This window comes from Syntrophomonas wolfei subsp. methylbutyratica, assembly GCF_001570625.1.
Taxonomy (GTDB): Bacteria; Bacillota; Syntrophomonadia; order Syntrophomonadales; family Syntrophomonadaceae; genus Syntrophomonas; species Syntrophomonas methylbutyratica.
On sequence record NZ_BBQT01000002.1, the window covers coordinates 150649 to 174237 of the forward strand.

Sequence of the window (23589 nt, forward strand, 5' to 3'; positions counted from 1 at the left end):
AGCGACCCTGCACTCAAAAGCCGGTATGGGATAACCGGCTAATCGCTCGCTTTACCCCGCATTCCCCAACCGTAATCTCCTTTGAATTCAACAAAGCGCACTTCTCCCCGGGATTCCTGGCTTAGCTTGCCGTCCTCTCCCTTTTTGACCAGTATTAACTCCTGCATGCCTGGGGGGCCTAGCGGTAAAAGCATTATGCCTCCAACTTTTAACTGCTCCAACAGGGGTGGGGGTATGGAGGCAGCGCCTGCAGCCGCGATGATGCGGTCATAAGGGGCCAATTCCGGCCAACCTTGACTACCATCACCTATCTTGAAATTAATATTGTTGTATCCCAGTTCTTTAAGCCTGCTTTGTGCTTTTTCCGATAGCTCCGGTACTAGCTCTATACTGAAGACCTCAGCGGCGAATTCAGCCAGAAAAACGCTTTGATAGCCGGAACCAGTGCCTATTTCCAGTACCCGGCATTTTTTATTTAGCTCCAGGGCCAGGGTCATTTCCAGCACCAGGCTGGGTTGGGAAATAGTTTGCCCAAATCCGATGGGCAAAGCCTGGTCACAATCAGCCATGTTCTTGTAATCGTTGTCAATGAAATGGCTGCGATCCAAACGACGGAAAAACCGGATTATTTCGTTGGAGCTATCTGCTTCGGGCTTCATTTAACAAGCATTCCTTTCGTAAGTAGTGAGGGGTAAGGTGTAAGGGGTTTAAGTTATTTCCTGCTACATCTTACTATTCAAGCCCCTACTAACTCACTTTTCATCGGTGGTTGTGGCCCCCGGGCCATGGGGGGTTAGTAAAAGAATATGGTTTTTGACGCAGAGGGACGCTGATTTTTATGATTAACGCTGATTCTTTTCTAATATAGCTTATCCCTATCTCCATTCTAGCATTAATAAAAAAATATGGTTAATTGTGATATCATAATTTGAGGTCCGTGCTTCTTTACTACATATTAGCTATATTTTTTTCATATATTTTGCAAAAAGGAGGTAGAGGCTCTTGGTAGTTAATCTGGCCAAGCACCGGCTGGCATTTTTTATGATTCTATTTTCCTGCCTATTCCTGCCTTTCATTTTCAAATCTGAATCCATAAAAGAAAAAATAAAGCCTGAGCGTGTTGAACAGAAAGTGCTTCAGGGAGAATATCTATCCTGGGAGGAAGTGAACAAGCTATTTCCCAAATACGCCAAAGCAACGCTGGTGGATCTGGATACACAAATGAAGTTCCGCATACAGAGAAGGGGAGGCAGCTATCATGCTGATGTTCAACCATTGACAGCTGACGACAGTTCAATAATGAAAAAGATATATGGCGGGGAGTGGAGTTGGAAGCGAAGAGCCGCTGTACTCCAACTGGATAATGGCAAAATGATTGCAGCTTCAATGAACGGGATGCCACATGGTAGTGGTGCCATACCCAACAACAATTTCCCAGGGCATTTTTGTGTTCATTTTCGGGACAGCACAACCCATGGCAGCCGCAAATCCGATTGGGGTCATAAAATAATGATATGGAAAGCTGCCGGAGTATTGGATAGAGAGCTAAAATTGTTGGAACCGGAGGATATTATCCGGGTATTTGTGGTGGCAATGGATCAAGGGGAAAGCAAAATAGCGGGCAAAGTGATGAGTGACGGTAAAGAGGATGAGCTTTCCCTGGCTGCTGCGGAAATAAAGTATAGTCAAATTGATAAAATAGAAAAGAAAAAAGAAAAGCTATACCAGGTTGACATACGGCTGGCTTTAAAGGGTTCAAGCCGGGAATATTCCAGAAAAGTGGAGGTCAAGGTCTTGCAAAAGGATGGAGCCTGGTTAATTGATTACGGTTTTCTGCGCCGCTCTTTGCGCAGCCCTCAAAATCTAAAAGCTTTTTCGTAGGTTTACCTGAAGGCTCATACTAACTCAACTTTCATCGGTGGCTGTGACCCCTGGATCATGGAGGGTTAGTAAGAAAAGTGAGGGGTGAGGGGTGAGGGGTGAGGGGTTAATTTTTTCCTGCTACATCTTACCGTTCAAGCTCATACTAACTCACTTTTCATCGGTGGTTGTGGCCCCTGGGTCATGGGGGGGTTGGTTAGAAAATAAGGATTAGACGCAGAAGGACGAAGTTGTCAATAACCCCGTCCCCATGTCAAGTAATAAAAAAAGCACTTCCTTAGGCGGAAGTGCTTTTTAAGTGTTTTTCAAAAGTATTATTTCCCGGAGGGATGATAATGGGTGTGGAGCAGTTCGTGGGATTTGTGTCCCAGGGGCTCCTTGAGGAAATCTTCGTATAGTTTCTTGACTTCAGGATTATCATGGGATTTACGTAGCGGAAGACCTGCATCTTCAACATAAATTGCTTCAATTCTTTCTTTCTTCTTGGCAATGGTAGAGGGGATAGGCTGGCCTCCGCCACCGATACAGCCGCCGGGGCAGCACATTACTTCAATAAAATGATAGGGCGAAGTGCCGGCCTTGATTTCGTCCATGATCTTGCGAGCGGCACCCAGGGAGTTGGCTACGGCCACCTTTACTCTGGTTCCACTCAAATCCACTTCAGCTTCCTTCATACTCTCAAATCCACGAACACCGGTGAAATTGACATCTTCCAGGGTTTGTCCGGTTACTACTTCATATACGGTACGCAGGGCTGCCTCCATAACACCGCCGGAAGCTCCAAAAATAACCCCTGCACCAGTATAGGCGCCCAGTAAAGAGTCAAAATTGGAGGGTTCGAGCTTATCCCAGTAGGCGCCGCCCATTCTAAACAGCTTGCCCACTTCCCGGGTGGTGAGCACCAGGTCTACATCACGGAAACCACTGGCATTCATCTCCGGGCGCTGGGACTCAAATTTCTTGGCGGTACAGGGCATTATGGATACGGAATAGATTTTGGCCGGGTCTATACCCATTTTCTCGGCCCAATAAGTCTTGGCCAGAGCTCCGAACATCTGCTGCGGGGATTTGCAGGTAGACAGGTGATCCAGCTGGTCGGGATAGAAGGTTTCAATAAAGTTGATCCAGCCGGGGCTGCAGGAGGTAAGCATGGGCAGGGTGCCGCCTTCTTTCAGCCGTTTTAACAGTTCGTTGCCTTCTTCCAGTATGGTGAGGTCGGCAGTGAAATTAGTGTGGAATACATAATCGAAGCCCAATTGCCGCAAACCGGCTACAAAATTAAGCATGTCCAGAGCACCGGTAGTAATCCCCAATTCTTCTGCCACCGCTACCCGCACCGCCGGGGCAATTTGGGTGATAACGATCTTTCCCGGGTCCGCTACAGCAGCCAAAAATTCTTCGATTTCTTCATTTTCGATTATGGCTCCCACCGGGCAGACCAGGGCACATTGGCCACACATTACACATTTGGTTTCAATCAGGGCCTTGCCGTCAACGGTCTGGGGCACCCCGTCTTTGACTTCCAGTGCACCCACTGTCTGTACATCATTGCACATTTCCACACAGCGCAGGCATAGTGTGCACTTGGAAGGATCGCGAACAATGGCTGGAGTAGACCTGTCTTGCGGAACTTTCAGGGGTTTATGTTCGAATGAACGGATGATTAGGGTTTCGGCCAGAGTTTGCAGCTCGCAGTTCTGGTTGCGGGCACAGTTCAAACAGTCCTGGGGATGTACCTTGAGAATCTTTTTCAGGTTGTTTCTCTTTTCGGCGATTACCCTGGGGGTGTTGGTTTTAACCTCCATACCCGGGGCAACCACTTCGGAACAGGCGGTTTTGATTTCCCCGTTTATGTCAACCACGCAGACCTTGCAGTTATCTTTTACCTGAAGGTCGGGATGGCTGCACAGGGATGGAATCATGAAACCAGCTGCCGCTGCCGCCTGCATTACGGTTGATCCTTCGGGAACCGAAGTCGCAAAGCCGTTTACCTTGATAGTGACCATACCAAATTCTCCTCTCTCCCTTTTATATTTACCGCTTTATGCGTTCTGTCCTTAGTTTATTAATTGTGAAAAATAGTGTCAAGTGGAAGGGATAGGGAGTAAAAAAACGACTAATACAATATTTTCCGGCGATATATGCAGATATTAAGCATATTAACGAAAAATGCTTAAGAAAATAATTTTAAGCAAAATGGTAAAAATAAAGTTTTAATATCTAAGAGTTTTGCACAATTAACTTTTTCCGAAGAAACCATTAATATATAGTGGCCTGGATAGGAGTTTACAAGCATGCGGGTTCTAATCCCCCGCGCAGCGGTGTGTTGAAAGAGGTTTTTGCAGAGGAAGCATATATTATTAGCACAGCCGGGAATTATTTTTAATCGTCATAGACCTTCCAGTATTCACCTTCCGCATCCTGCCACATCTGCTGAAATTCACCGGAAGGACGAATGACTGTGGCTTCACAACGGGCGGTAACAGTTCCATCGGCCAACCTTATTTCGCCGGCTACCCGGGCATAACGACGGCTGCCCCGGATCAGCCAGCCGATCACTTCCAGCGGCTGCCCGGTGGGGGTGGGTTGTATATACTTAACCTCCAGGCGGGCGGTTACCATAAGATTGTCAAAATCGCCGTTCAGCAGGGTGGCCCGGCCCGAAGTCTCGTCCAGCAGAGCAGCAATAATTCCTCCGTGTACAAATCCGGGGTAGCTGTTGAAGTGTTCGGGAATAGTTACATTGGCTCGCACCTGTTGCTTTTCCGAGTCATTATAAAAATCCACTTTAAGACCCACTTCATTTTGTCGGCCACAGAGAAAGCAGTTTCTTGAGTTAGGTTGTTTTTGCATGACGGATACTCCTTTCCGGTTCAGCGTTTCCATTTTTAATTTAGCCATTTTTAGGATGCGATTTAAAGTAGCAAACAAAGGGCAGGGGGACACAATGGCAAAGCTGCTGCATCCCCCTGAAATGTCCCGAACTTTAAGAGAAATTTTCTGCTTCAGGATATTCCTGACCAAATGTATCCACACTAACGCTGAGCATTCTTTGAGCTTCCCGGGGTTTATCGCGGAAATCCCGAGCTGCGTTTACTATCTGATCCACTACTTCCAGGCCTTCAATTACCTGGCCGAAAGCGGCGTAATCGCCATCCAGATGAGGGGCGGGGGTCACCATGATGAAAAACTGGGAACCAGCGGAATTGGGATCAGCGGTCCTGGCCATAGAAAGAACGCCTCTTTCGTGGGAGAGATGGTTGGGAAAGGCATTACTTTTGAACTCTCCTTTAATACTGTAACCTGGGCCCCCTGTTCCGCTGCCCAGGGGACATCCGCCCTGAATCATGAAACCGGGAATAACCCGGTGAAAGACCAGACCATTATAAAACCCCTTTTTTATCAGTGAGATAAAATTGTTGACTGTATTGGGAGCTATAGTGGGAAAAAGTTCAGCCTTTATCAGTCCCCCGTTTTCCATCTGGATACTTACCAGTGGATTCTTGCTCATAGCATCACCTAAAATGCCAAGACTACGGCTGGGTAATTGGTCTTGAGAAAATCAGCGATTTCCGGGGATTGCAGGGCTTTACCCAGCTTTACGATACTATCCTTATCCTTATCTTCAGGTCTAACTACCACTACATTGGCAAAGGGGGAATCGCCCGGCTCCACAAAAACAGCTTTCATGGGATCCAGCCCGGCATCAATGGCATAGTTAGTATTGATGCAGCAGATGGCTGCATCCTGCAGTACCCGGGGCAGGGTGGCGGCATCGGCCATTTTTATTTCCAAATTTTTGGGATTTTCCACAATATCCCTTTCGGTAGCGGTGACACCAGCACCTTCTTTTAATTTAATCAAGCCGGCACTCTGCAGCACAGCCAGGGCCCGGCCGCTGTTGGTCGGGTCATTGGGGATACCCACAACAGCCCCGTCAGCCAGTTTGTCCAATTTGCCGATCTTTTGCGAGTAGATACGCATGGGCTCGGTATGTATCTTTACCGTCCATACCAGCTTGGAATTAGTTTTGGCATTGAAGTCCTCCAGATAGGGAATGTGCTGGAAGAAGTTAGCATCAATCTGCTTATCGTTCAGGGCCGGGTTTAGTTGAGGGTAGTCGGTAAAATCCTTTATTTCCATCTCCACCCCTTGTTCGGCCAGCTTGGGTTTAACCATTTTCAGCATGGCGGTGTGGGGTTCACCAATAGCTCCTACAACCAATTTTTCGGTGGCTTGTTTTTCCGGTGCTTTACCAGCTTGTTTATCCGGATCGGCTTGCTCGGCCTGCTGGCCGCAGCCTGCTGCCAGGCCCAGGGCCAGTATCAGGCAGGCAATAAGTACAATTGATAAGGTCTTTCTCATTATTTTTACCTCCTCTTGTTAATTATTCTACCGGCGGCTTTATCGCCTAGCATTTGTATTCCCTGTACGATTACGATCAAGACGATTACGGTTATCCACATTATTCCGGTCTGGTAACGCATGTAACCGTGGTAGTAGGCCAGGGTACCCAATCCACCTCCTCCCAATACACCTGCCATGGCGGAATAACCAACCAGGTTTATAGCAGTGATAGCCACCCCCAGAACCACTGAGGGCATAGCTTCCGGCAGCAGAACTTTAGTGATTATCTGCCAGTTGCTGGCTCCCATGGATAGAGCGGCTTCTATCAAGCCCCAGTCAATTTCTTTCAGGGAAGTTTCCACCAGCCGTGCTACAAAAGGAATGGCCGCCAGGGAAAGGGGCACAATGGAGGCTACGGTACCGATGGAAGTACCCACCACCCAACGGGTGAAGGGAATGGCCAGGATGAGCAAGATAATAAAGGGCAAGGAACGAACAGCATTAACAATAGAACCCAATACCTGGTTCAGCTGCAGGTTCTCCAGAATATGTCCTTTTTCGCTGGTCACCAGGATAATGGCCAAGGGCATCCCTACCAGGTAGCTGACGGCGGTGGATAAGAAAACCATATACAGGGTTTCCCAGCTGGCAAAGAGTACGGCGGCTGGAACCCAGTCATAGTCTCCCAGGTAAGTAGCGAAGAAAGCAGCTAGATTAATACCACTAATTGCCAGCATGGTTTAAAACCTCTATTTCCAGGCCGCATTTCCGCAGGAAATCCAGGGCCTCATTGATAGTCTCCACCGGACCTATTAATTCCAGGGTCAGGTTGCCAAAAGGGATGTCTTTTAACTGGTCGATGTTGCCGTATAATATATTGGCAGCTACCGCGTATTTTTGCACCATGGAGGAAATAATAGGCTCACCCGCCGAGGCTCCGATAAAGGAGACTCGAATCAAACGACTGCTGTTTAAGCCATGGTCTATGAACTGGCGCTGCAGGATTTCCGCCGGAATCTCGCGGTTGACTATGGAATTGATAAAGCTGCGCGAGGTCGGTGTTCCAGGATTGGAAAATATATTTAATACATCACCTACTTCAACTATGGTGCTGTCATCGATTACCGCAACCCGGTCACAGGCGTCCTTGATTACATTCATATCATGGGTAATCAGAACAATAGTCAAGCCCAGCTGGCGGTTAATATCTTTCAGCAATCCCAGGATGGAGCGGGTAGTCTGGGGATCGAGGGCGGAGGTAGCTTCATCGGAAAGCAAGACTTTGGGATCATTGGCCAGGGCCCGGGCGATGCCCACTCGCTGTTTCTGACCACCACTAAGCTGCTCCGGGTAGACCTGAGCTTTATCTGTCAAACCCACCAGTTCCAGCAAGGCATTAACCTTTTGAGCCGCCTCATTTTTAGGCACAGCGGCAATCTCCAGGGGAAACATCACATTTTCAAACACCGTACGGGAAGAAAGCAGATTGAAATGCTGAAAAATCATGCCTATCTTCTGGCGAAGCTGGCGTAATTCCAAGGAGTTCAGAGAACCTACATCTTGCCCATCTACCATAATAGTGCCTTGAGTAGGTCTTTCCAGCATGTTGATGCAGCGGATAAGGGTACTTTTGCCGGCCCCGCTCAAGCCGATTATCCCGAAGATTTCTCCCTTTCTTATGGAGAGACTAACTTCTTTGAGTGCCATCACCTCTTGGGGGCCGCTACCATATATCTTGGTCAGATTGCTGATCTCAATCAATACCTCTGCCTCCCGGACATATTAAAACCCCCTTGTCCGCAGCATAGCGGCAGGAGGATAAATCCCCTCTCTTCAGCTAAAATCCGGTCAAAAGGATGCTAGCCCCCGTATTGCCTTATGGCCATTTTACCAGGCTCGTCCCTCTAGCGTTCGAAGAAGGGAATAGAAAAATGCTCTACTTCAATAATATATTAGCATGCAGTTATTATGAGGGTCAATAAAACTAAAATGCCAGCAGAGACTTCAAAAACTTAATGACTTGTCTTTGATACAAAAAACCATAATTTGTACAGGGTTTGCCGAGAGGGAAATTTTTATGCTATGACCAGCCCGGCAGTATAAATGGCCACCGGGTTTTCGCTTGCCGGGGCCATTGCCGGGGAACATAGGCCCCGGCAGAGGGGGAAAAAAGGTAGTTTTTCTTGAAGTTCGTTTTGTGAGCGATAATTCTTTCCAGCCATTGGAGCAGCCGGTCGATTTCTTCCCGGTTATTATAGGCAGCCAGGCTTATTCGCAGCATTCCCGGCAGAAGCGCCGGTTCTTTACCCTCATAAATACCGCTAATACTTTCTGCGTCTATTCCCAGGAGATTCCTGACATAGCCCTGTGCACAAAAACAGCCGGTTCTGACCCCTACTCCGGCCTCAAAACAGAGAATGGAACCCAGCAACGCATGTTCCAATCCCTTAATGTTGAAGCTGATAACTGCCAGCCGGGGAAAGGAGCCGTATATTTTGATTCCCGGCAGCTTTTGCAGCCGTTCCCGGGCATAGAGCAGGAGTTCTTCTTCGTAAAGAGCTAATTTTTCTATGCCTATTTTTTGCAGGTATTGCAGGCTGCGAGCCAGGGTGAAGGCACCAATAACATTGGGAGAGCCTGCTTCTTCGCGCTCAGGAAGACCTGTCCACCAGACCTGGTTCCGGCTTACCAGGTCAACGGTTCCTCCTCCGGAATATTCCGGTTCCCCCTGTAAAAAGGTTTTCCGTGGGCCAATCAATACCCCGCTGCCAAAAGGGGCATAGATTTTATGGCCGGAAAAAGCCAGGTAATCAATATGGCGCGGGTCGCCCTCTTTTATCATATTCACCGGGTGGTGGGCTAAAAGCTGGGCTCCATCCACCAGGATTTCAGCCCGGTACGCGTGAGCTATTTCCGCTATCCGGTGTATGGGATTTATGTGGCCGGTGACATTGGAAGCTCCACATACAGTCACCAGCCTGACCCGGGGATAGTATAATTGCAGCAGTTTTTCCAGATCGTCAAGATCCAATAATCCTTGCTGGTCTACCCGGGCGTACTTGAGCCGGGCCTTGTTACGCCAGGGAAGGTCGTTAGAATGGTGTTCCATCATGCTGGAGATGACCACATCTCCTGGGGCGAAACTCAAGCGATAGGATAACTTGTTGATGGCTTCGGTGGTGTTTTTCACCATTATTACGCATTGCGAGTCCAAGTCGGCCCCAACGAAATTTGCAATAGTTTCATGGGAATCACCGTAGAACTGTGAAGATAGCAGGGATTTATAACCGGTTCCCCGGTGAACCCCCGAATACCACTGAAGGAAATCCTGCATTTCCTCTACTACCGGTTGGAGGGCCGGGGTACTGGCGGCATTGTCAAAATTGATATAAGGGAGATATTTGCCGCCCAGGGTGGGAACTTTTTTCTCCACCCCCAGAATATCACGGCGAAAGCTTTTGGGATTAAAGACTTTTTTATTAATAGTAAACACACCCTGTATCCGTTTAATATATACTATGAACAATAGTATGCTTTTGACACGGGGTAATGTTTGTATCCCGCCTTTCGTTTTTTGATTTGTTAATCATAGTGGGCCCACATTCTAAGTATTTTAACGACCTTTAACGTTTCATTGACCTCATAAACAAGACGGTGTTGGAAATTGATGCGGCGTGAGTATAAACCTGCCAGGTTACCAACTAGCTTTTCGTAAGGCGGGGGGGTTTGATAGGGGTTATTTGCTATAATATCCACCAGTTCCTTGGATTTTCCAGATAACCCCACAGCTTTTAATTTTACCTGATCTATTAGCGCCTGTCTGGTTAATATTACCCGGTACATTACCAATCTACCTTATCAGCAGGAATACACTCATCGTTTGGTGTATTTATACCTTCCCTTATGCTTTCTATCATACCGGGAATTGAAGTAAGATAGAGAGTTTCCTGAATCGCGCTCCAGTCCTCTGCAGACAATAATACAGCATTAGCATTTTTGCCGGTAATCAGTACCGGACGGTGAGACTGGCTTATCTCGTTTATGAGTTTATACAGGTTCTGTCGGGCTGAGGTTACGTTTATACTATCCATAAAAACACCTCCACATACTCAAAATATCATACGCTATTACGTACGTCAACCCAATATTCAGAACAACGCTTGCCACCAAGCCATAATACATTATAATTTCAATCGTAGGGGAGGAAGGTTTCTTGAGTGGGAAGGAAGGCTATTACATATATATTCTCAGTTGTTCCGATGGTACTTTATATACCGGCTCAACCAATAACCTGCCGGCTCGCCTGGAAAAGCACAACCAGGGGGAAGGGGCCAGGTATACGCGCGGGCGCAGACCGGTAACCCTGGTTTACTCTGAATTTGCAGCCAGCAAATCAGACGCATTAAAGCGGGAAAGGCAGATTAAAAAGATGACTCGTGCTGCCAAGCTTGCTCTGATAAAGTAAATATGATATCACGGGGATCAGACCGCATCAGTTTCATGGTAGGAAATACTTTTACACACTACCTATCCGCAATCAAGTTATCACTTGGAAGACAATGCAATTATTCTGCATAACCCAAAAACTGGCTTAAAATCAACTTTGTCGATGGTATATAAATAATCCTAGGAGACTGCCTAAATAACTTCCTGATTTGGTAAGAGCTACAATATTTTGAGGTTGTAGAGTCTGGACACACAATATATAGGGGGCAATTTATTGGCTTAATGACTTTTGGGACAGGTTCAGCGTGAAAGACCTGGTTAGAGCCGGGTCTTTTTTATGATGTAAAAACAAAGTAAGATGATGCTTTCTTTATTATCCAATAGATAAGCATATGCGAGCTATATATTTATATTCACCCTAAATAGCACCGTATAATAGATTTTTTGGCAGGATATTACTGATTGGAGTTGAATTGTATATTAGGGAGAGGGGATGTGCGGAGCCATTTAAATGAAGGTTCCTTCGCTTCATCCACCCCGGTAATATCGGATCATGTCGAAGTGGTTGACCCGAAAGGAATTACCAGAGATGTCGCGGGTGGTAAGTTATCGGGCAATGGTCAGACGATTGGCGGATTTAAACCGGATAGACCGGGAACAGGTAAATTACCTGTATAAATATTGGGCGGAAACCGGGGAAAATCTACACTGTTTATTCCGCAGAGCCCAGGCCCCATCAACGGCTTTGTTAGAACCCTGGGGACAGGTCTGGGTTCCTACCCGTTATTTGCGCTGTTTGGAGGCTAATTATGAAAACGGATTGCTGTCTTATCCGGTTTTGCAGCAAATCCTGGCAGTAGTAGGAGTAACCCCGGAGGAATGGGGTTTTATGCCTCATTCGGTTTCTACAACTGATGAAGTGGATATTGACGAACTTATTGAGGAACTATCTCATGAAATATAAACAGGCCTGTGCGGATGCCAATATCCTGGCACCTTTAAGCTCCTTCCAGTAAGGCTAGCAGTTCTGAGGTCAGTTCCCCGTAACGGGGATTACTGCGCTCCCGAACGCGGGGTATAGTAATTGCGATTTCTTTTTTAATCCTACCTGGGTTACCGCTCATTAAGATAATACGATCTGCCAGATAAACCGCTTCATCAACACTATGGGTAACAAAGATGATGGTCTTTTTACGTTGTTCCCAAATACGCAGCAGTTCCTTTTGCATTATTATACGGGTATAGGCATCAAGTGCACCGAAAGGTTCATCCATAAGCAACACATCAGGATTATTGGCAAGTGCACGAGCAATGGCTACCCGCTGTTGCATACCCCCCGACAATTCATAGGGAAAGGCCTTGCCGAAATTACTCATACCAATCATGTCCAGGTATTCCCTGGCAATAGCCATCCGCTCTGGTTTGGATACGCCTGCAAATTCTAATCCCAGTGCAATATTATCCAAAACGTTGAGCCAGGGCATCAACGAATAACTCTGAAAAACCATGCCTATTTCACGGCAAGGTTTGGTGTGTTCCCGCCCATTATAGAATACTCTGCCGGAGCTAGCCTTTTCCAAACCGGCGATAATACGCAAAAGAGTTGATTTTCCACAGCCGGAAGGACCCAGGATGCAGAGGAACTCATTTTCCGGTACCCTAAGGTTCATATCGGTTAATGCAATTATCTCCATATCGTTTTGACTATAAAATACTTTTTCCAAATGTTCGACTAATATCGTTTCCTTCATAAGTTCCCTACCTTGTTTTACTTTCCCAGGAGAAATATTTGTTAGCAATTATTCTAAAGATACTATCCAGAAGAGCGCCCACCCCACCGATACAAATCATACCGGTAATGACCAAATCAGTTCTTGCCAGCTCATAGGCATGGGTGATAAGATAGCCTACGCCGGCCACACTGCCGGGAAGCATTTCCGCTCCGACCAAACAAGCCCAACCAATAGCCAGACCTACTCTCAATCCATTGATAATGCTGGGAGCGGCAGCTGGTATGAGGATTTTAAAGAAGATATCCTTTTCACTGGCGCCCAAAACCCGGGCAGAATCGATAAGTGTTTGGCGGACACTTTGGACTCCAAACATAACGTTGGCAACCACAGGGAAAAAGCTGCCCATACCAATAAGGAAGACCATAGCAATTTTAAAATTACCCCAGAACACATACTGCTGACCAAAAGGCATATTAAATAGGGTAGCTATACTCGCCATGCCAAAGATAGCAAGAGCCAGTGGCTGCCAGGCCAGGGGCGGAATAGGTCTGAAGATATTGACAAAAGTTTCAAATATTTGCTGGATAGTTTTGCTGTAGCCCATTAATACGCCCAGCGGTACCGCAATAAGCACACCTACAGTGTAACCGCTAAGAACCCGTATCAAACTAACTCCAATATTGCGTGGTATGGAGCCAAGGCCGATAAAGTTGTCGGTAGCATGTATAAAATTTTCCAATACCCTGCCGATGGTTGGCAAAACTGTTGCATTTTGTGCCTGCCAGGCGGAAAGCTGCCAGACTATCAGAAGCAGAGCGGGTAGAATAAGGGAAAGAATAAGTTTATTAAACGTTTTTTGCATATGGTAATCCTCTTCTTCTGTTTTCTCGCCAGGCTACGCACAAACAGGCAGGTTCCACTATTTGCTCTGAAGACTCACATCAAATAGTGTACCTGCCCATTTTGCTTATGTTTTTTAGCGGGCGTTAGCTTTTTCTACAAAAGAAAATTCAAAGAGTTCGTTTTTCACTGTCTCATAATCAGCATTCTTGAGACGGTCGGTAAACTTACCCATAGATTTTATCGCGTTAAAATATATTTCAATGCCGTCGAGCCATTCCTGGGAGGGCTCAGAGGTGTAAATAATGTTGTTGGCCAGGATGACATCTTTTTCAACACCGATTATAGCCGAATTAATTTCAGCAAACTTTTCCCGGTTGGCGTTGGCATACTCTATGCAATCAGCAACTACGCTGACCAGTCCTTCAATAACTTCAGGGTGCGTATTTACTACATCAGTTCTTGCTGCCAGCACGCAGCAGGGGAAATTAGTCCATTGTCCTTGTGGAGGGAAATCCTCCAGTTTCATAACGATGTTTCCCATTCCCTGAGCAACTGCATTTTCCGGATTAGGGGAAGGCCCTACCCAAGCGTCAACTGCGCCACTTCTGATAGATGGGAGTAGATTTTGGGAACCTTTGAGGTCAACCATCAAAACATCAGCACTCATATCGCCTGGATCTTCGGTAAGCTTGTAACCAGCATCCTTTAAAATAGATTCGATAAGGATTCTGGGACCGCTAATGGCGGAGTGATAGCCAATCTTAACTGGGGTCGGGGAATCTGCAATATATTTCTTGATTGCATCAAATCCGTAAAAACCGACATCTGGACCCATTACCATAGAAATCCCACCACTTTGAAGGGGAGAAAGAATCTTGATGTCAGTACCAACATCATAAGCCGATTGCATGGCAGTATTGGACGATAAAGTTATATCCAGATGTCCCTGTCCCATCATGGTAGCGCATTCAGCACCGCTTTTTCCGGTAATAATATTGAATTTGGCAATTGCTTTGTCGTTCTTAAGTAATTCAAACTGGGTCTCACTTACAGGATTAATACGCACGGCTTTATTAGCAAAGGCCTCAACATCCTTCATGGCAACATTAAGTAAACAGGTATGCAGATCGTGTCCGTAGGCAACAGACAAGGTAGGTATTTCGGTCGTCGCGGTTTTGTCAGGGGTTTTGCTCCCACATCCCCCCAGGCAGAACAGCGTAGTTAACATCAGAACCACCACAAAAAATTTTCTCACAACTCTACATCTCCTCTCACGTAAAAAAACAGCAGCATTAGAATATTTTTGCGCAAAAACCATCATAATGTATTCTTAGAGTAAATATAATTGACACGAATAATAAAAGTCAAGCAGAATATTAACCTATGGTTTGCGATAGTATTACATATAGTTATAAAAAGTTTTCTTGAGAGCAGACTAAAGTGAGGATGTAAATTTAGAGAGAAAAAATCCAGTAAAGATTACCTGGATAAAGAAAGATAGTCCTATATATAACCTAAATATAATTTAAGGGAAGATTTGCACTACAGATAGGAATTTGATAGATAGGAATTTGTTTTTTCCAGAACAGTATACCACAAGGTAGTAAATAATGGTTTAGGCATCTTTGTATATTTATGCAACCCTTATGCAACAAAAGGGTTTTTTGCAGTAGAGTCACTTTTGTTTTCTGAATATTGTATGTCTGCTCTAAGCACATCGCCTGCCAAGATAAAGCTAAATCCCTTTTCCCCCGCATCATGCGTTTCGTCCTCTGTAGAGCCTTTAAACCTCAGATAAATAGCTGCAGGTCGGACTCAAGAGCGTTTTTCAAGTATTCTTTGACCTCCATTATTTGCACTTCCGGGAAAAGCTCCTCCTTTTTAAAACCCATAATTTCTACTGATAACTGGCAGGCATAGAACTTTACTTCTTTTTTGCGGGCACCGGACAGGAGATCGCTTAGTTTGGGGGCCTTTTCTTCCTGCATCATTTCCAGCAGCATCTTTTTTCCTATCCCGCCCAGGTTCATTTTGGAGAGAGGAAGTTCTTCTGCTTCCCGGGGAGTCAGAGAGGAGAAGGCTTGCTCATAGAGGCTTTTATCTTCCTGGGATATTTTCCCCGGGTCGCGTAAGAGCAACAAACCCCAGAAGGCACAAAAGATAGTTACCTCTATCTCCATTTCCCGGGCGGCATTGGCAATAATCAAGGAAGCCAGAGCCTTATCGTAGTCTCCGCTGAACAGAAGCAGGTTCATTTTCTTATTTTCCATACATTATTTCCTCCAAGCTTTATTTAGCATTATTTTGGGCCAACCCGCTTCGAATTATTAAGGAAGGATGATATAGTAGCTTAGCAGGAACCTCATGCTGCTTCTTGGGGAGGGTTTCCTACTATACCTTACTGTTCAAGAGACTGCTAACCACTTTTCATGGTGGTTGTGGCCCCCGGGCATGGGCGGTCAATAGGAAAAGTGGGCAGTGAGGGTTAATATAGGCATCTCACCGCTCGAGTATATTCGGATTCACTTTATCATCCGGGATTTATTATTGAGGTTCCCCCGCTTTGTTGCAGCGGTGTGTTGAAACTGCTTAAGCAGTTTCTTCCGTGCTTAAAGCACAAATATTTTTTAAGGTAGGAAAAAGATATGTGTATAGAGAAAAACTAAGGAAGCTATTGCTCAAGAAAGAGAGGTAAGCCAATGAACTCCAAAAAGATGGTTTTAATCGGGCTGGTTCTAACGGCCTTCTTTTCATCGCTGGCTGTTTTTGAGCTAATACCCGGCCTGATTATGGCTTTCTTGCTTTTATCTGTTGGAATTGCTGTCACCTATTATTTTGCTCTTAGCCAAATGAGATTGGAAAGCCTGGCGGGTAAAACTATTTTGCTCAAGGCGGCCAAAGAGATAGGGAAGGAGAGCAAGGCTCCGGAAATCAGCCGGCTGCTGGGTTTGTGGGCCCAACGATTGGTGAAATCTGAAGCGGCCCTGGTCTGGTGGCAGGGGGAATGGGTGCTTGGTGATGAGGAATTCACGGTCTGGCCCGGACTGGAAACGGCCCGAGAGTGGGTCAGGAACAATAGGGAAGTTCTGGTTCTAAATAGAAATGGGGGGGAGATCTTTTCCCACCCCTGGCCCAGCAATATAAACTCATTATTAGGCTGGCCTTTGACGGTCGCCGACGAAGCAGCCGGGATGCTATTCCTGCTTAATGAAAGTAAGCGCGGGTATTTTGTCCCCCAGGATAGTGAAGCCCTGGAAGTAATCTGCCAGCAGGCAGTGCTATCCCTGGACAAAGCCAATAATTATCAAAAAACGGAAGTTATTTATAAAGAGATGCTATTTTCTCTGGTAAATACCCTTGATTCGCGCTTTCCTGGTTTTGCCGGGCACTCCCGGCGGGTAGCCCGAGTGGCGGTACTTCTGGGTAGCAAACTGGGTTTGGATGAAGAAGAGTTGCGCATTCTTGAATATGCTGCCCTCTTGCATGATGCCGGTAAAGTTTTTTTCTTGCGGGAAGGGATTCCAGGGAAAGCGGGGGAGTTGGAGGAAATGGAGGAAGAGAGTTATCTGCCACCGGTGGAAGAGCACCCGCTGCTGGGGGCTCAAATTTTGCCTGGCGAGGGTATATTTGCCAAGATGCGCCAGGGGATCCTTTATCATCATGAGCGCTATGACGGCAGCGGCTACCCTGAAGGCTTGAGCCGTACGGATATACCCCTGGCGGCCAGAATAATTGCCGTGGCTGATCTCTATGATGCTTTAACCCGGCTTGCTTCCGAAGAAGAAAGACTGGAACCGGAAGCTGCCGTAAATGAAATGAAAAAGACTATGGGTATGCTCTTAGACCCCCTGGTGGTAATAGTTTTGGAGGAAGTGGAGCGGGAACTCGATGAAATAACTTAAGGGATTTCCTTTTTCCCAAGCCAAATGTAAAATTAATAATGGATTAGGTGGAGAGCATTTTGCCGTTACGGAAAAGAAAATTATTCTTTATAATCGTAATAGCAGTTTTTCTAGCTGCTTATCTTATTTATATCCGGATGGGATCGCAGGCTTTGATTGAGACGCTGGCAACCGGTACCGCGAATAATGAGAATGAGCTGGTTTTTCCAGCTCCCGGTCAAACACTTTATAAGATGGGACTTTATCTGGATACCGGTAGGCGAACCATGTATGGAAATACGGTTTTACTAACCCGGAACACTTCCGGCCAGGCCCTGAGCGAACTGTGGTTTACCGTCTATCCCAACGCCTTCAAGGATTCCCGGCACAGCCCTGCTCCATCTGAGGCTTATTATGCCGGATTCAATGAAGGGTACCTCGATTTCCAGGAATTCAAGGTTAATGGGCAAAAGGTGGAATACTTCCCGGACGGGGTATCACTACAGGTGGTATTGCCCCGGGATATTGTTCCCGGGGAGGACATAAAGATTGAGATGCAATGGCAGGCCCAGATACCTAAATTAGCTTATCGTTATGGCAATAAGGGCGGAATCTATATGTTGGGTAATTTTTATCCCACATTGAATGTCTTGGGCAGGGACGGCTGGCATAATTCCTACAACTCCGCTTTTGGAGACCCCTTTTGCTTCCATTGTGCCGATTATCAGGTTAGCTTGAGCCTGCCGGAAGGTTTCTTGATGGTATCAACAGGAAGCAAGCGGGAAACAATAGCAGAAGACAATGGCCGAGAAGTCCATTTTATCGAAGCCCAGAATGTCCGTGACTTTTGCCTGGCGGTACTGTATGATTACAAAGAGTCAATTTATGGGCAAAATCGGCCCCAAATCATTTGTTATTCTCCGGCCAAAGAAAGTGAACTAGCGGGGCAGATTCTTAAACAATCGGCCCAGATTCTGAACTATTATGCCTGTAGCTGGGGTTCCTATCCCTATCTGGATTTCAAAATTGTTTTCGTTCCTATGCGCGGTTTTCATGGCATGGAATATTCCGGGTTAATCTTTTTGAGTGAAGAATTTTTGCAACCCAGAACTTATAAAGATCATGGTGAGTTTATTTTGGCTCACGAGATAGCTCACCAATGGTGGTATGGGATGGTAGGCAATGATCAGCTAAAAGAGCCCTGGTTGGACGAAGGATTGGCCAACTGGAGCGCCTATAAGTACCTGAAAGAATATCAGGGGATTGAACCACCCTGCGGCAATGAATTCCAGAACGGGATTAATCTGGCGCAGGAAATGCGGGAAATCGTTTCCCGGCAGGAATACTACCGGATGGCCTACTCTGGAGGAGAGGCTTTCTGGTTTGCTTTAGAGAAAGAAATGGGAGAAGATACGGTTAACAAGGTTTTACGCAGATACCTGGCTGATTTTCGCTTTAAAGTGGCCAGTACCGAGGATTTGCTGCTGGTTATTAAAAAAGAGGCCCGCCGGGATATGAGTGATTATTTCCACAAATGGTCTCTGGATAAACCAGTATCTGACTAGAGTCGGAAAGGTATCCCGGTTAAACTATATCTGAGTTTGAAGTCTTCTCCCCACTTCCGCCAAAGCGAGGAGAAGAAAAAGCTCAGAGTTTCACCAGGCAAGCTGGATAGAACTGCCTGTTTATTAGACCTGGGCATCATGTTGCTTGAGTACTTGTAAAGCGTCCGGGACTCTTTCTTCATTGGTTACCATAGTAAGGAGAAAGGCGCTTTGGCCGGGAAGGTCATGACTCCCTGCCATGCCGCTTACTGAAGGGTCAGCCGCCATGAGTGGCGAAGGAACACGATCGTAAGCCCCGTTACCCATAATCATAGTAGCCAGAGAAGTCATATTATTATTGCCATATGCTTTAGAATTGGGGGCGCTGGATACCCGGTCAATCTGGATTTCGTTATAACCTCTTTGTATCAGAATCTCCCGGGCTGCTTCGGCTTGGTTTTCCGTTGGGAAATAGGCCAGAATGGACTTTTCGCCTGGTTCAAGCTGCATAATCTTACCTCCTTTCTGGAGTATTTTAATTTAAGTTTCTCTTAGTATTTTTGGCGTCCTGATAGAGAATATAGGTGGAAAAATCAAGATGAGGAGGACAAAAATGAATCCCATACAAAGAGTGCTGGCTTCTTTGCACAGCATGGTGATAGAAGCATTGGAAAAGGCTAAATCCAGGGATTTAATAAAATTTGAGCAGATTCCGGAATTTCTTATTGAAGTTCCCCGGGAAAAGGAACATGGTGATTTTGCCTGCAATGTCGCTCTTTTAATGGCGCGCCAGGCCAGACAGGCTCCTCGCGTTATTGCTGAAGTGTTGCTGGAGCTGATGGAAACGAACGGGCGTCCGGTAGAGAAAATTGAAATTGCCGGAGCCGGCTTTATCAACTTTTTCCTGGATCGGAGCTGGCTTCATGATATCCCTTTAACTGTATACAACAGCAAGGATAAATACGGATTCAATGAAAAAAAAGCCAAAAAAGTGCAAGTGGAATTTGTCAGTGCTAATCCTACTGGGAATCTACATATGGGAAATGCTCGGGGAGGCGCTATCGGAGATACCCTGGCCAATATCCTGGAACGGGCCGGTTATGAGGTGGAGCGGGAATTCTATATTAATGATGCCGGCAACCAGATAGAAATATTCACCGATTCCATGGAGGCCCGCTATCTGCAATTAACGGGACATGATGTGCAATTTCCGGAAAACGGCTACGCCGGGCGGGATCTTATCGATACGGTCAGGAATATTATTGCTCGTTACGGCGAGGGTTTATATGATTTGCCCCGGGAGGAAAGGCGGCAGATAATAGTTGATTTTGCCCTGGAGGAGAAGATAGATTATATCAAGAAAACCCTGGCCAGCTTTGGCATCAGCTATGATGTATGGTTCAGTGAAAAAAGCCTGCATGAAAACGGTAAGATAATGGCGGTTTTTAATGAATTGCGGGAAAAGGGTTATATTTATGAAAGCGAAGGAGCCTGGTGGTTTAAGTCCACCGCTTTTGGCGATGAGAAGGATGAAGTGGTTTTACGGGCCAATGGAATGCCTACTTATTTTATGGCCGATATCGCCTATCACCAGAACAAGTTTGAACGGGGTTTTGACTGGGTTATAAATGTTTGGGGGGCTGACCACCACGGACACATCGCTCGCATGAAAGGGGCTATAGAAGCTCTGGGCTACGACCCGGCCAGGCTGGACATACTCTTGATGCAACTGGTCAGATTATACCGGGCCGGTAATATAGTACGGATGTCCAAACGAACCGGAACCACCGTTTCCCTGGATGAGTTGATTGAGGATGTGGGCAAGGATGCCGCCCGCTTCTTTTTTGTAATGCGCAGCCCGGACAGCCATTTGGATTTTGACCTGGAATTGGCCCGGCAGAAGAGCCAGGAAAACCCGGTATATTATGTACAATATGCTCATGCCCGAATTTGCAGCATATTCAGGCAAGCCCGGGCCGAGGGTATTACCATGGCGGGGATAGATGAAATTGATATTTCCTGCTTAAAGGAAGAGGAAGAATTGGCAATTTTGAGGAAAATAGCGGATTTCCCCGAAGAAATCTCTATAGCCGCCAGGACCCTGGCCCCCCAGCGGATAGCCCGCTATGTATTGGATTTAGCCGCATTATTCCACAGCTTCTATAATCATCACCGGGTCTTGAATGATAACCGGGCCTTGCAGGATGCCCGGCTTTTGTTGATGGAAATAATCCGTATTACTATACATAATGCGTTGAATGTGCTGGGGGTTACTGCTCCCGAACAAATGTAGGAGGTGTGCCAAGATGATACCAAGAAAAAAAAGCGAAGCTGACTGGGCGGTGGAAATACTGGTCAAAAAGCAAGAAGCTATGTTTTATGCGGAGCTGATTAAAGAAGTAGCCAGGATGATGGGGAAAAAAAATGACCCGACCAGCTTGACCTCAATTTATACCCGGATAAATATGGACAATCGCCTGGTATACCAGGGACAGGGCTTTTGGTATTTTGATACCAACCGGGTACGCCAGGATGCTTGAGCTGCTTTCAGAAAAGGAGGGATACTTTTATGAAAATAAGGTGGTTGGGACATGCCTCTTTTCTAATCGAAACCGGGAAAGAACGGATAATAACCGACCCTTTTGACGAAAGGGCCGGCTATGCTGTTTTTACGGAGACGGTGGACATTGCTACCGTAAGTCATGAACACTGGGATCATAACGCGGTGGAGATTCTCGCCGGAAAGCCTCAAGTTATCCGGGGAGAAGGGGTATTTCGCCTGGGAGGTATAACTATTACGGGTTTTTCCTCCTTCCATGACCAGACCCAGGGCCGGGACCGGGGTAAAAACACCATATACAAGATATCGGCAGAAGGTATGGAACTGCTTCACCTGGGGGATTTGGGCCATATTCTTTCTCCCCGGGAAATCGAGGCCATAGGACGGGTGGATATTTTATTGCTTCCAGTGGGAGGAACATATACCATTGATGCCCGGCAGGCTTTAGAAACCATGCAGCAACTAAATCCCAGGATTACCATACCGATGCATTACCAAACTCCGCATGTTAAAATAAGCCTGGCACCATTGGAGGCTTTTACCGGTCGATTGGAGCGGGTGGTAAAACGGCCCTTCCTGGAGATTACCCGGGAAGAGCTGCCGGAGGAACCCCTGGTGCTAGTATTGGATTACTTGTAGCAGCAGTTTAACTAAGAGTATGATAATGGGCAAAGCAGAAAAGGGAGGGGCTCTGGAGTGGCCAAGTATATATTTATTACCGGCGGGGTAGTTTCTTCTCTGGGGAAGGGTATTACCGCCGCATCTTTGGGCCGGCTCTTAAAAGGCCGGGGTCTGAAGGTGGCATTACAGAAATTCGATCCGTATATCAATGTTGATCCAGGTACCATGAGTCCTTACCAGCACGGCGAGGTTTATGTCACCGAAGATGGTGCGGAAACTGACCTGGATGTAGGTCACTATGAGCGATTCATAGATGAAAACCTGAGCCACTATGCCAATTGCACTACCGGTAGAATATATCAGACAGTTCTGGACAAAGAAAGAAAAGGAGATTATCTGGGGCAGACGGTACAGGTTATTCCTCATATAACCAATGAGATAAAAGACCGGGTTACCATGATTGAGAAAGAAAACAGCCCGGATATAGTAATAAGCGAAATTGGAGGCACTGTGGGAGATATTGAATCCCTCCCGTTTCTCGAGGCCATTCGCCAATTGAAATTCGATCTGGGCAAGGATAGAGTACTGTACATACATGTTACTCTTATTCCCTATATAGAGACCGCCGGCGAATTGAAGACCAAACCCACCCAGCACAGTGTAAAGGAACTCAGGAGCATAGGCATACAGCCGGATATTTTGGTTTGCCGAACGCAAAAGGAACTTTCTGAGGATTTGAAGGCTAAACTGGCCTTGTTCTGTGATGTGGATCGTGAAGCCGTGGTTCAGCTGCCGGATGCCGAATCTATTTATGAGGTTCCCTTAATGTTGGCTCGGGAGAAACTGGATTTGGAGATAATAAGGCGCCTGGGATTGGAATGTAAACAAGCCGATCTGAAAGAATGGCAAGAATTGGCGAGTCGGGTCCATCACCTGGACAAGGAGATATGCATTGGACTGGTAGGCAAGTATGTTGAACTCCCCGACGCCTATCTGAGCATTGTGGAATCCCTGAAACATGCGGGATTCCAATATAATTGTGAAATCAAGATTAAATGGATATATGCCGAAAAAGTGGAAAAAGAAGGAGCGGAAGAGCTCCTGCAAAATGTTGATGGAATTTTGATCCCCGGGGGTTTTGGCGAAAGAGGCATAGAAGGGAAGATAGCTACTGCTGCATATGCCCGGGAAAACCAGGTGCCATTTTTGGGTATATGCCTGGGTATGCAGTGTGCGGTAATTGAGTTTGCTCGCAATGTATGCCAGATGAAAGGAGCCAATAGCTCTGAATTTGACCCTGACAGTCCTTACCCGGTAGTACACTTGATGCCCGGTCAGGAGAATGTCGACCATAAAGGTGCCAGTATGCGCCTGGGGGGTTATCCCTGCCACCTGGTGGAAGGAACCCTTGCTTATGAGGTATACGGAGTTTCTGAGACCAGTGAGCGTCATCGCCATCGCTATGAGATAAACAACGGATTCCGTCAAGAAATGGAAAGTAAAGGGTTGGTGATAAGCGGAATCTCACCTGATGGACGGCTGGTAGAAATAATCGAGCTAAAAGAGCACCCCTGGTTTGTGGCCTGCCAGTTTCATCCTGAATTCAAATCCCGCCCCAACCGTCCCCACCCGTTGTTTATGGGCCTGATCAGGGGCGCATTGGATTATAAGGAGAAGCGGATACTGCTGGCCGGGAAGGATAAAACTAGTTGAACAATAGTTAAACTGCCGTT

General features: G+C 46.5%; 24 protein-coding genes. 9 read left to right on the forward strand and 15 right to left on the reverse strand.

All coding sequences use genetic code 11. The features are described 5' to 3' along the window. Window positions 1-38: 38 nt before the first annotated feature. Window positions 39-659 carry a protein-L-isoaspartate(D-aspartate) O-methyltransferase gene (locus AWB54_RS02390; protein ID WP_082735971.1) on the reverse strand — a complete coding sequence of 207 codons (621 nt, stop codon included), beginning with the start codon at window positions 657-659 and terminating at the stop codon, window positions 39-41. 343 nt (window positions 660-1002) lie between these two features. Between AWB54_RS02390 and AWB54_RS02395 the strand changes: the two genes are divergently transcribed. Next, window positions 1003-1881: a hypothetical protein gene (locus tag AWB54_RS02395; protein WP_061213044.1), complete on the forward strand. Its 879-nt coding sequence runs from the start codon at window positions 1003-1005 to the stop codon at window positions 1879-1881. Between the two features lie 314 nt (window positions 1882-2195). On the opposite strand, the gene AWB54_RS02400 is transcribed toward AWB54_RS02395, so the two are convergent. The 9 genes from AWB54_RS02400 to AWB54_RS02440 all read right to left on the reverse strand — a co-directional run bounded on the left by AWB54_RS02400 (window position 2196) and on the right by AWB54_RS02440 (window position 10319). Beyond that, window positions 2196-3887: an NADH-dependent [FeFe] hydrogenase, group A6 gene (locus AWB54_RS02400; RefSeq protein WP_061213045.1), complete on the reverse strand. Its 1692-nt coding sequence runs from the start codon at window positions 3885-3887 to the stop codon at window positions 2196-2198. 376 nt (window positions 3888-4263) lie between these two features. Further along, window positions 4264-4734: a PaaI family thioesterase gene (locus AWB54_RS02405; RefSeq protein ID WP_082735984.1), complete on the reverse strand. Its 471-nt coding sequence runs from the start codon at window positions 4732-4734 to the stop codon at window positions 4264-4266. Window positions 4735-4867: 133 nt separating this feature from the next. Further along, window positions 4868-5392, reverse strand: a complete 525-nt coding sequence (locus tag AWB54_RS02410; RefSeq protein WP_061213047.1) for a peptidylprolyl isomerase — start codon at window positions 5390-5392, stop codon at window positions 4868-4870. Between the two features lie 8 nt (window positions 5393-5400). Continuing rightward, window positions 5401-6246, reverse strand: coding sequence for a MetQ/NlpA family ABC transporter substrate-binding protein (locus AWB54_RS02415; protein WP_061213048.1), 846 nt, complete (start codon window positions 6244-6246; stop codon window positions 5401-5403). A 5-nt stretch (window positions 6247-6251) separates the two neighbouring features. Further along, on the reverse strand, window positions 6252-6965 hold the full coding sequence (locus AWB54_RS02420; protein WP_174520051.1) for a methionine ABC transporter permease: 714 nt from the start codon (window positions 6963-6965) through the stop codon (window positions 6252-6254). Continuing rightward, complete coding sequence (locus tag AWB54_RS02425; RefSeq protein WP_061213049.1) at window positions 6952-7989, reverse strand: methionine ABC transporter ATP-binding protein; 1038 nt, start codon at window positions 7987-7989, stop codon at window positions 6952-6954. Before AWB54_RS02425 ends, AWB54_RS02420 begins: the two co-directional genes overlap by 14 nt. A 319-nt stretch (window positions 7990-8308) precedes the next feature. Then, window positions 8309-9721 (reverse strand): aminotransferase class V-fold PLP-dependent enzyme, encoded by a 1413-nt coding sequence (locus AWB54_RS02430; RefSeq protein WP_061213167.1) that lies wholly within the window; start codon window positions 9719-9721, stop codon window positions 8309-8311. Window positions 9722-9810: 89 nt separating this feature from the next. Beyond that, a complete protein-coding gene (locus AWB54_RS02435; RefSeq protein ID WP_061213050.1) occupies window positions 9811-10071 on the reverse strand; it encodes a Txe/YoeB family addiction module toxin in 261 nt (86 codons plus the stop codon). Then, entirely contained in the window at window positions 10071-10319 is a 249-nt protein-coding gene (locus AWB54_RS02440) for a type II toxin-antitoxin system Phd/YefM family antitoxin (RefSeq protein ID WP_061213051.1), read from the reverse strand. The genes AWB54_RS02435 and AWB54_RS02440 overlap by 1 nt, the downstream gene beginning before the upstream one ends. A gap of 122 nt (window positions 10320-10441) precedes the next feature. Between AWB54_RS02440 and AWB54_RS02445 the strand changes: the two genes are divergently transcribed. Both AWB54_RS02445 and AWB54_RS02450 read left to right on the forward strand, forming a co-directional pair. Beyond that, window positions 10442-10693, forward strand: a complete 252-nt coding sequence (locus tag AWB54_RS02445) for a GIY-YIG nuclease family protein (protein ID WP_061213052.1) — start codon at window positions 10442-10444, stop codon at window positions 10691-10693. Between the two features lie 570 nt (window positions 10694-11263). Beyond that, a complete protein-coding gene (locus AWB54_RS02450; RefSeq protein WP_061213053.1) occupies window positions 11264-11638 on the forward strand; it encodes a hypothetical protein in 375 nt (124 codons plus the stop codon). Between the two features lie 34 nt (window positions 11639-11672). On the opposite strand, the gene AWB54_RS02455 is transcribed toward AWB54_RS02450, so the two are convergent. The 4 genes from AWB54_RS02455 to AWB54_RS02470 all read right to left on the reverse strand — a co-directional run bounded on the left by AWB54_RS02455 (window position 11673) and on the right by AWB54_RS02470 (window position 15520). Further along, complete coding sequence (locus tag AWB54_RS02455) at window positions 11673-12425, reverse strand: ABC transporter ATP-binding protein (RefSeq protein ID WP_061213054.1); 753 nt, start codon at window positions 12423-12425, stop codon at window positions 11673-11675. 7 nt (window positions 12426-12432) lie between these two features. Continuing rightward, on the reverse strand, window positions 12433-13269 hold the full coding sequence (locus AWB54_RS02460; RefSeq protein WP_061213055.1) for an ABC transporter permease: 837 nt from the start codon (window positions 13267-13269) through the stop codon (window positions 12433-12435). Window positions 13270-13383: 114 nt separating this feature from the next. Further along, window positions 13384-14505 (reverse strand): ABC transporter substrate-binding protein, encoded by a 1122-nt coding sequence (locus AWB54_RS02465; protein ID WP_061213056.1) that lies wholly within the window; start codon window positions 14503-14505, stop codon window positions 13384-13386. Window positions 14506-15040: 535 nt separating this feature from the next. After that, on the reverse strand, window positions 15041-15520 hold the full coding sequence (locus AWB54_RS02470; RefSeq protein ID WP_061213057.1) for a DsrE/DsrF/DrsH-like family protein: 480 nt from the start codon (window positions 15518-15520) through the stop codon (window positions 15041-15043). Between the two features lie 429 nt (window positions 15521-15949). On the opposite strand from AWB54_RS02470, the gene AWB54_RS02475 reads away from it, so the two are divergent. Together AWB54_RS02475 and AWB54_RS02480 are read left to right on the forward strand one after the other, a co-directional pair. After that, the gene (locus tag AWB54_RS02475; protein ID WP_061213058.1) at window positions 15950-17152 is read left to right on the forward strand and encodes an HD domain-containing phosphohydrolase; all 1203 of its coding nucleotides are present in this window, start codon (window positions 15950-15952) and stop codon (window positions 17150-17152) included. Window positions 17153-17211: 59 nt separating this feature from the next. Further along, complete coding sequence (locus AWB54_RS02480) at window positions 17212-18696, forward strand: M1 family metallopeptidase (protein WP_061213059.1); 1485 nt, start codon at window positions 17212-17214, stop codon at window positions 18694-18696. A 123-nt stretch (window positions 18697-18819) separates the two neighbouring features. Here AWB54_RS02480 and AWB54_RS02485 read toward each other — a convergent pair whose 3' ends face one another. Next, the gene (locus AWB54_RS02485; protein ID WP_061213060.1) at window positions 18820-19185 is read right to left on the reverse strand and encodes a hypothetical protein; all 366 of its coding nucleotides are present in this window, start codon (window positions 19183-19185) and stop codon (window positions 18820-18822) included. Window positions 19186-19288: 103 nt separating this feature from the next. Here AWB54_RS02485 and argS point away from each other — a divergent pair, with 103 nt between their 5' ends. From argS to AWB54_RS02505, 4 genes are read left to right on the forward strand one after another with little or no spacing between them, the layout of a single operon-like run. Further along, complete coding sequence (argS, locus tag AWB54_RS02490) at window positions 19289-20968, forward strand: arginine--tRNA ligase (protein WP_061213061.1); 1680 nt, start codon at window positions 19289-19291, stop codon at window positions 20966-20968. 13 nt (window positions 20969-20981) lie between these two features. Then, entirely contained in the window at window positions 20982-21215 is a 234-nt protein-coding gene (rpoE, locus tag AWB54_RS02495; RefSeq protein ID WP_061213062.1) for a DNA-directed RNA polymerase subunit delta, read from the forward strand. 29 nt (window positions 21216-21244) lie between these two features. Further along, a complete protein-coding gene (locus tag AWB54_RS02500; protein ID WP_061213063.1) occupies window positions 21245-21874 on the forward strand; it encodes an MBL fold metallo-hydrolase in 630 nt (209 codons plus the stop codon). 57 nt (window positions 21875-21931) lie between these two features. Continuing rightward, entirely contained in the window at window positions 21932-23569 is a 1638-nt protein-coding gene (locus tag AWB54_RS02505) for a CTP synthase (protein WP_061213064.1), read from the forward strand. The last annotated feature ends 20 nt before the right edge of the window (window positions 23570-23589 follow it).

Coding starts and splice junctions, on each gene's coding strand:
- AWB54_RS02390 (WP_082735971.1), bottom strand. CDS start 659: ATGAAGCCCGAAGCAGATAGCTCCAACGAAATAATCCGGTTTTTCCGT.
- AWB54_RS02400 (WP_061213045.1), bottom strand. CDS start 3,887: ATGGTCACTATCAAGGTAAACGGCTTTGCGACTTCGGTTCCCGAAGGA.
- AWB54_RS02405 (WP_082735984.1), bottom strand. CDS start 4,734: ATGCAAAAACAACCTAACTCAAGAAACTGCTTTCTCTGTGGCCGACAA.
- AWB54_RS02410 (WP_061213047.1), bottom strand. CDS start 5,392: ATGAGCAAGAATCCACTGGTAAGTATCCAGATGGAAAACGGGGGACTG.
- AWB54_RS02415 (WP_061213048.1), bottom strand. CDS start 6,246: ATGAGAAAGACCTTATCAATTGTACTTATTGCCTGCCTGATACTGGCC.
- AWB54_RS02420 (WP_174520051.1), bottom strand. CDS start 6,965: ATGCTGGCAATTAGTGGTATTAATCTAGCTGCTTTCTTCGCTACTTAC.
- AWB54_RS02435 (WP_061213050.1), bottom strand. CDS start 10,071: ATGTACCGGGTAATATTAACCAGACAGGCGCTAATAGATCAGGTAAAA.
- AWB54_RS02440 (WP_061213051.1), bottom strand. CDS start 10,319: ATGGATAGTATAAACGTAACCTCAGCCCGACAGAACCTGTATAAACTC.
- AWB54_RS02450 (WP_061213053.1), top strand. CDS start 11,264: ATGTCGCGGGTGGTAAGTTATCGGGCAATGGTCAGACGATTGGCGGAT.
- AWB54_RS02455 (WP_061213054.1), bottom strand. CDS start 12,425: ATGAAGGAAACGATATTAGTCGAACATTTGGAAAAAGTATTTTATAGT.
- AWB54_RS02460 (WP_061213055.1), bottom strand. CDS start 13,269: ATGCAAAAAACGTTTAATAAACTTATTCTTTCCCTTATTCTACCCGCT.
- AWB54_RS02470 (WP_061213057.1), bottom strand. CDS start 15,520: ATGGAAAATAAGAAAATGAACCTGCTTCTGTTCAGCGGAGACTACGAT.
- AWB54_RS02475 (WP_061213058.1), top strand. CDS start 15,950: ATGAACTCCAAAAAGATGGTTTTAATCGGGCTGGTTCTAACGGCCTTC.
- AWB54_RS02485 (WP_061213060.1), bottom strand. CDS start 19,185: ATGCAGCTTGAACCAGGCGAAAAGTCCATTCTGGCCTATTTCCCAACG.
- argS (WP_061213061.1), top strand. CDS start 19,289: ATGAATCCCATACAAAGAGTGCTGGCTTCTTTGCACAGCATGGTGATA.
- rpoE (WP_061213062.1), top strand. CDS start 20,982: ATGATACCAAGAAAAAAAAGCGAAGCTGACTGGGCGGTGGAAATACTG.
- AWB54_RS02500 (WP_061213063.1), top strand. CDS start 21,245: ATGAAAATAAGGTGGTTGGGACATGCCTCTTTTCTAATCGAAACCGGG.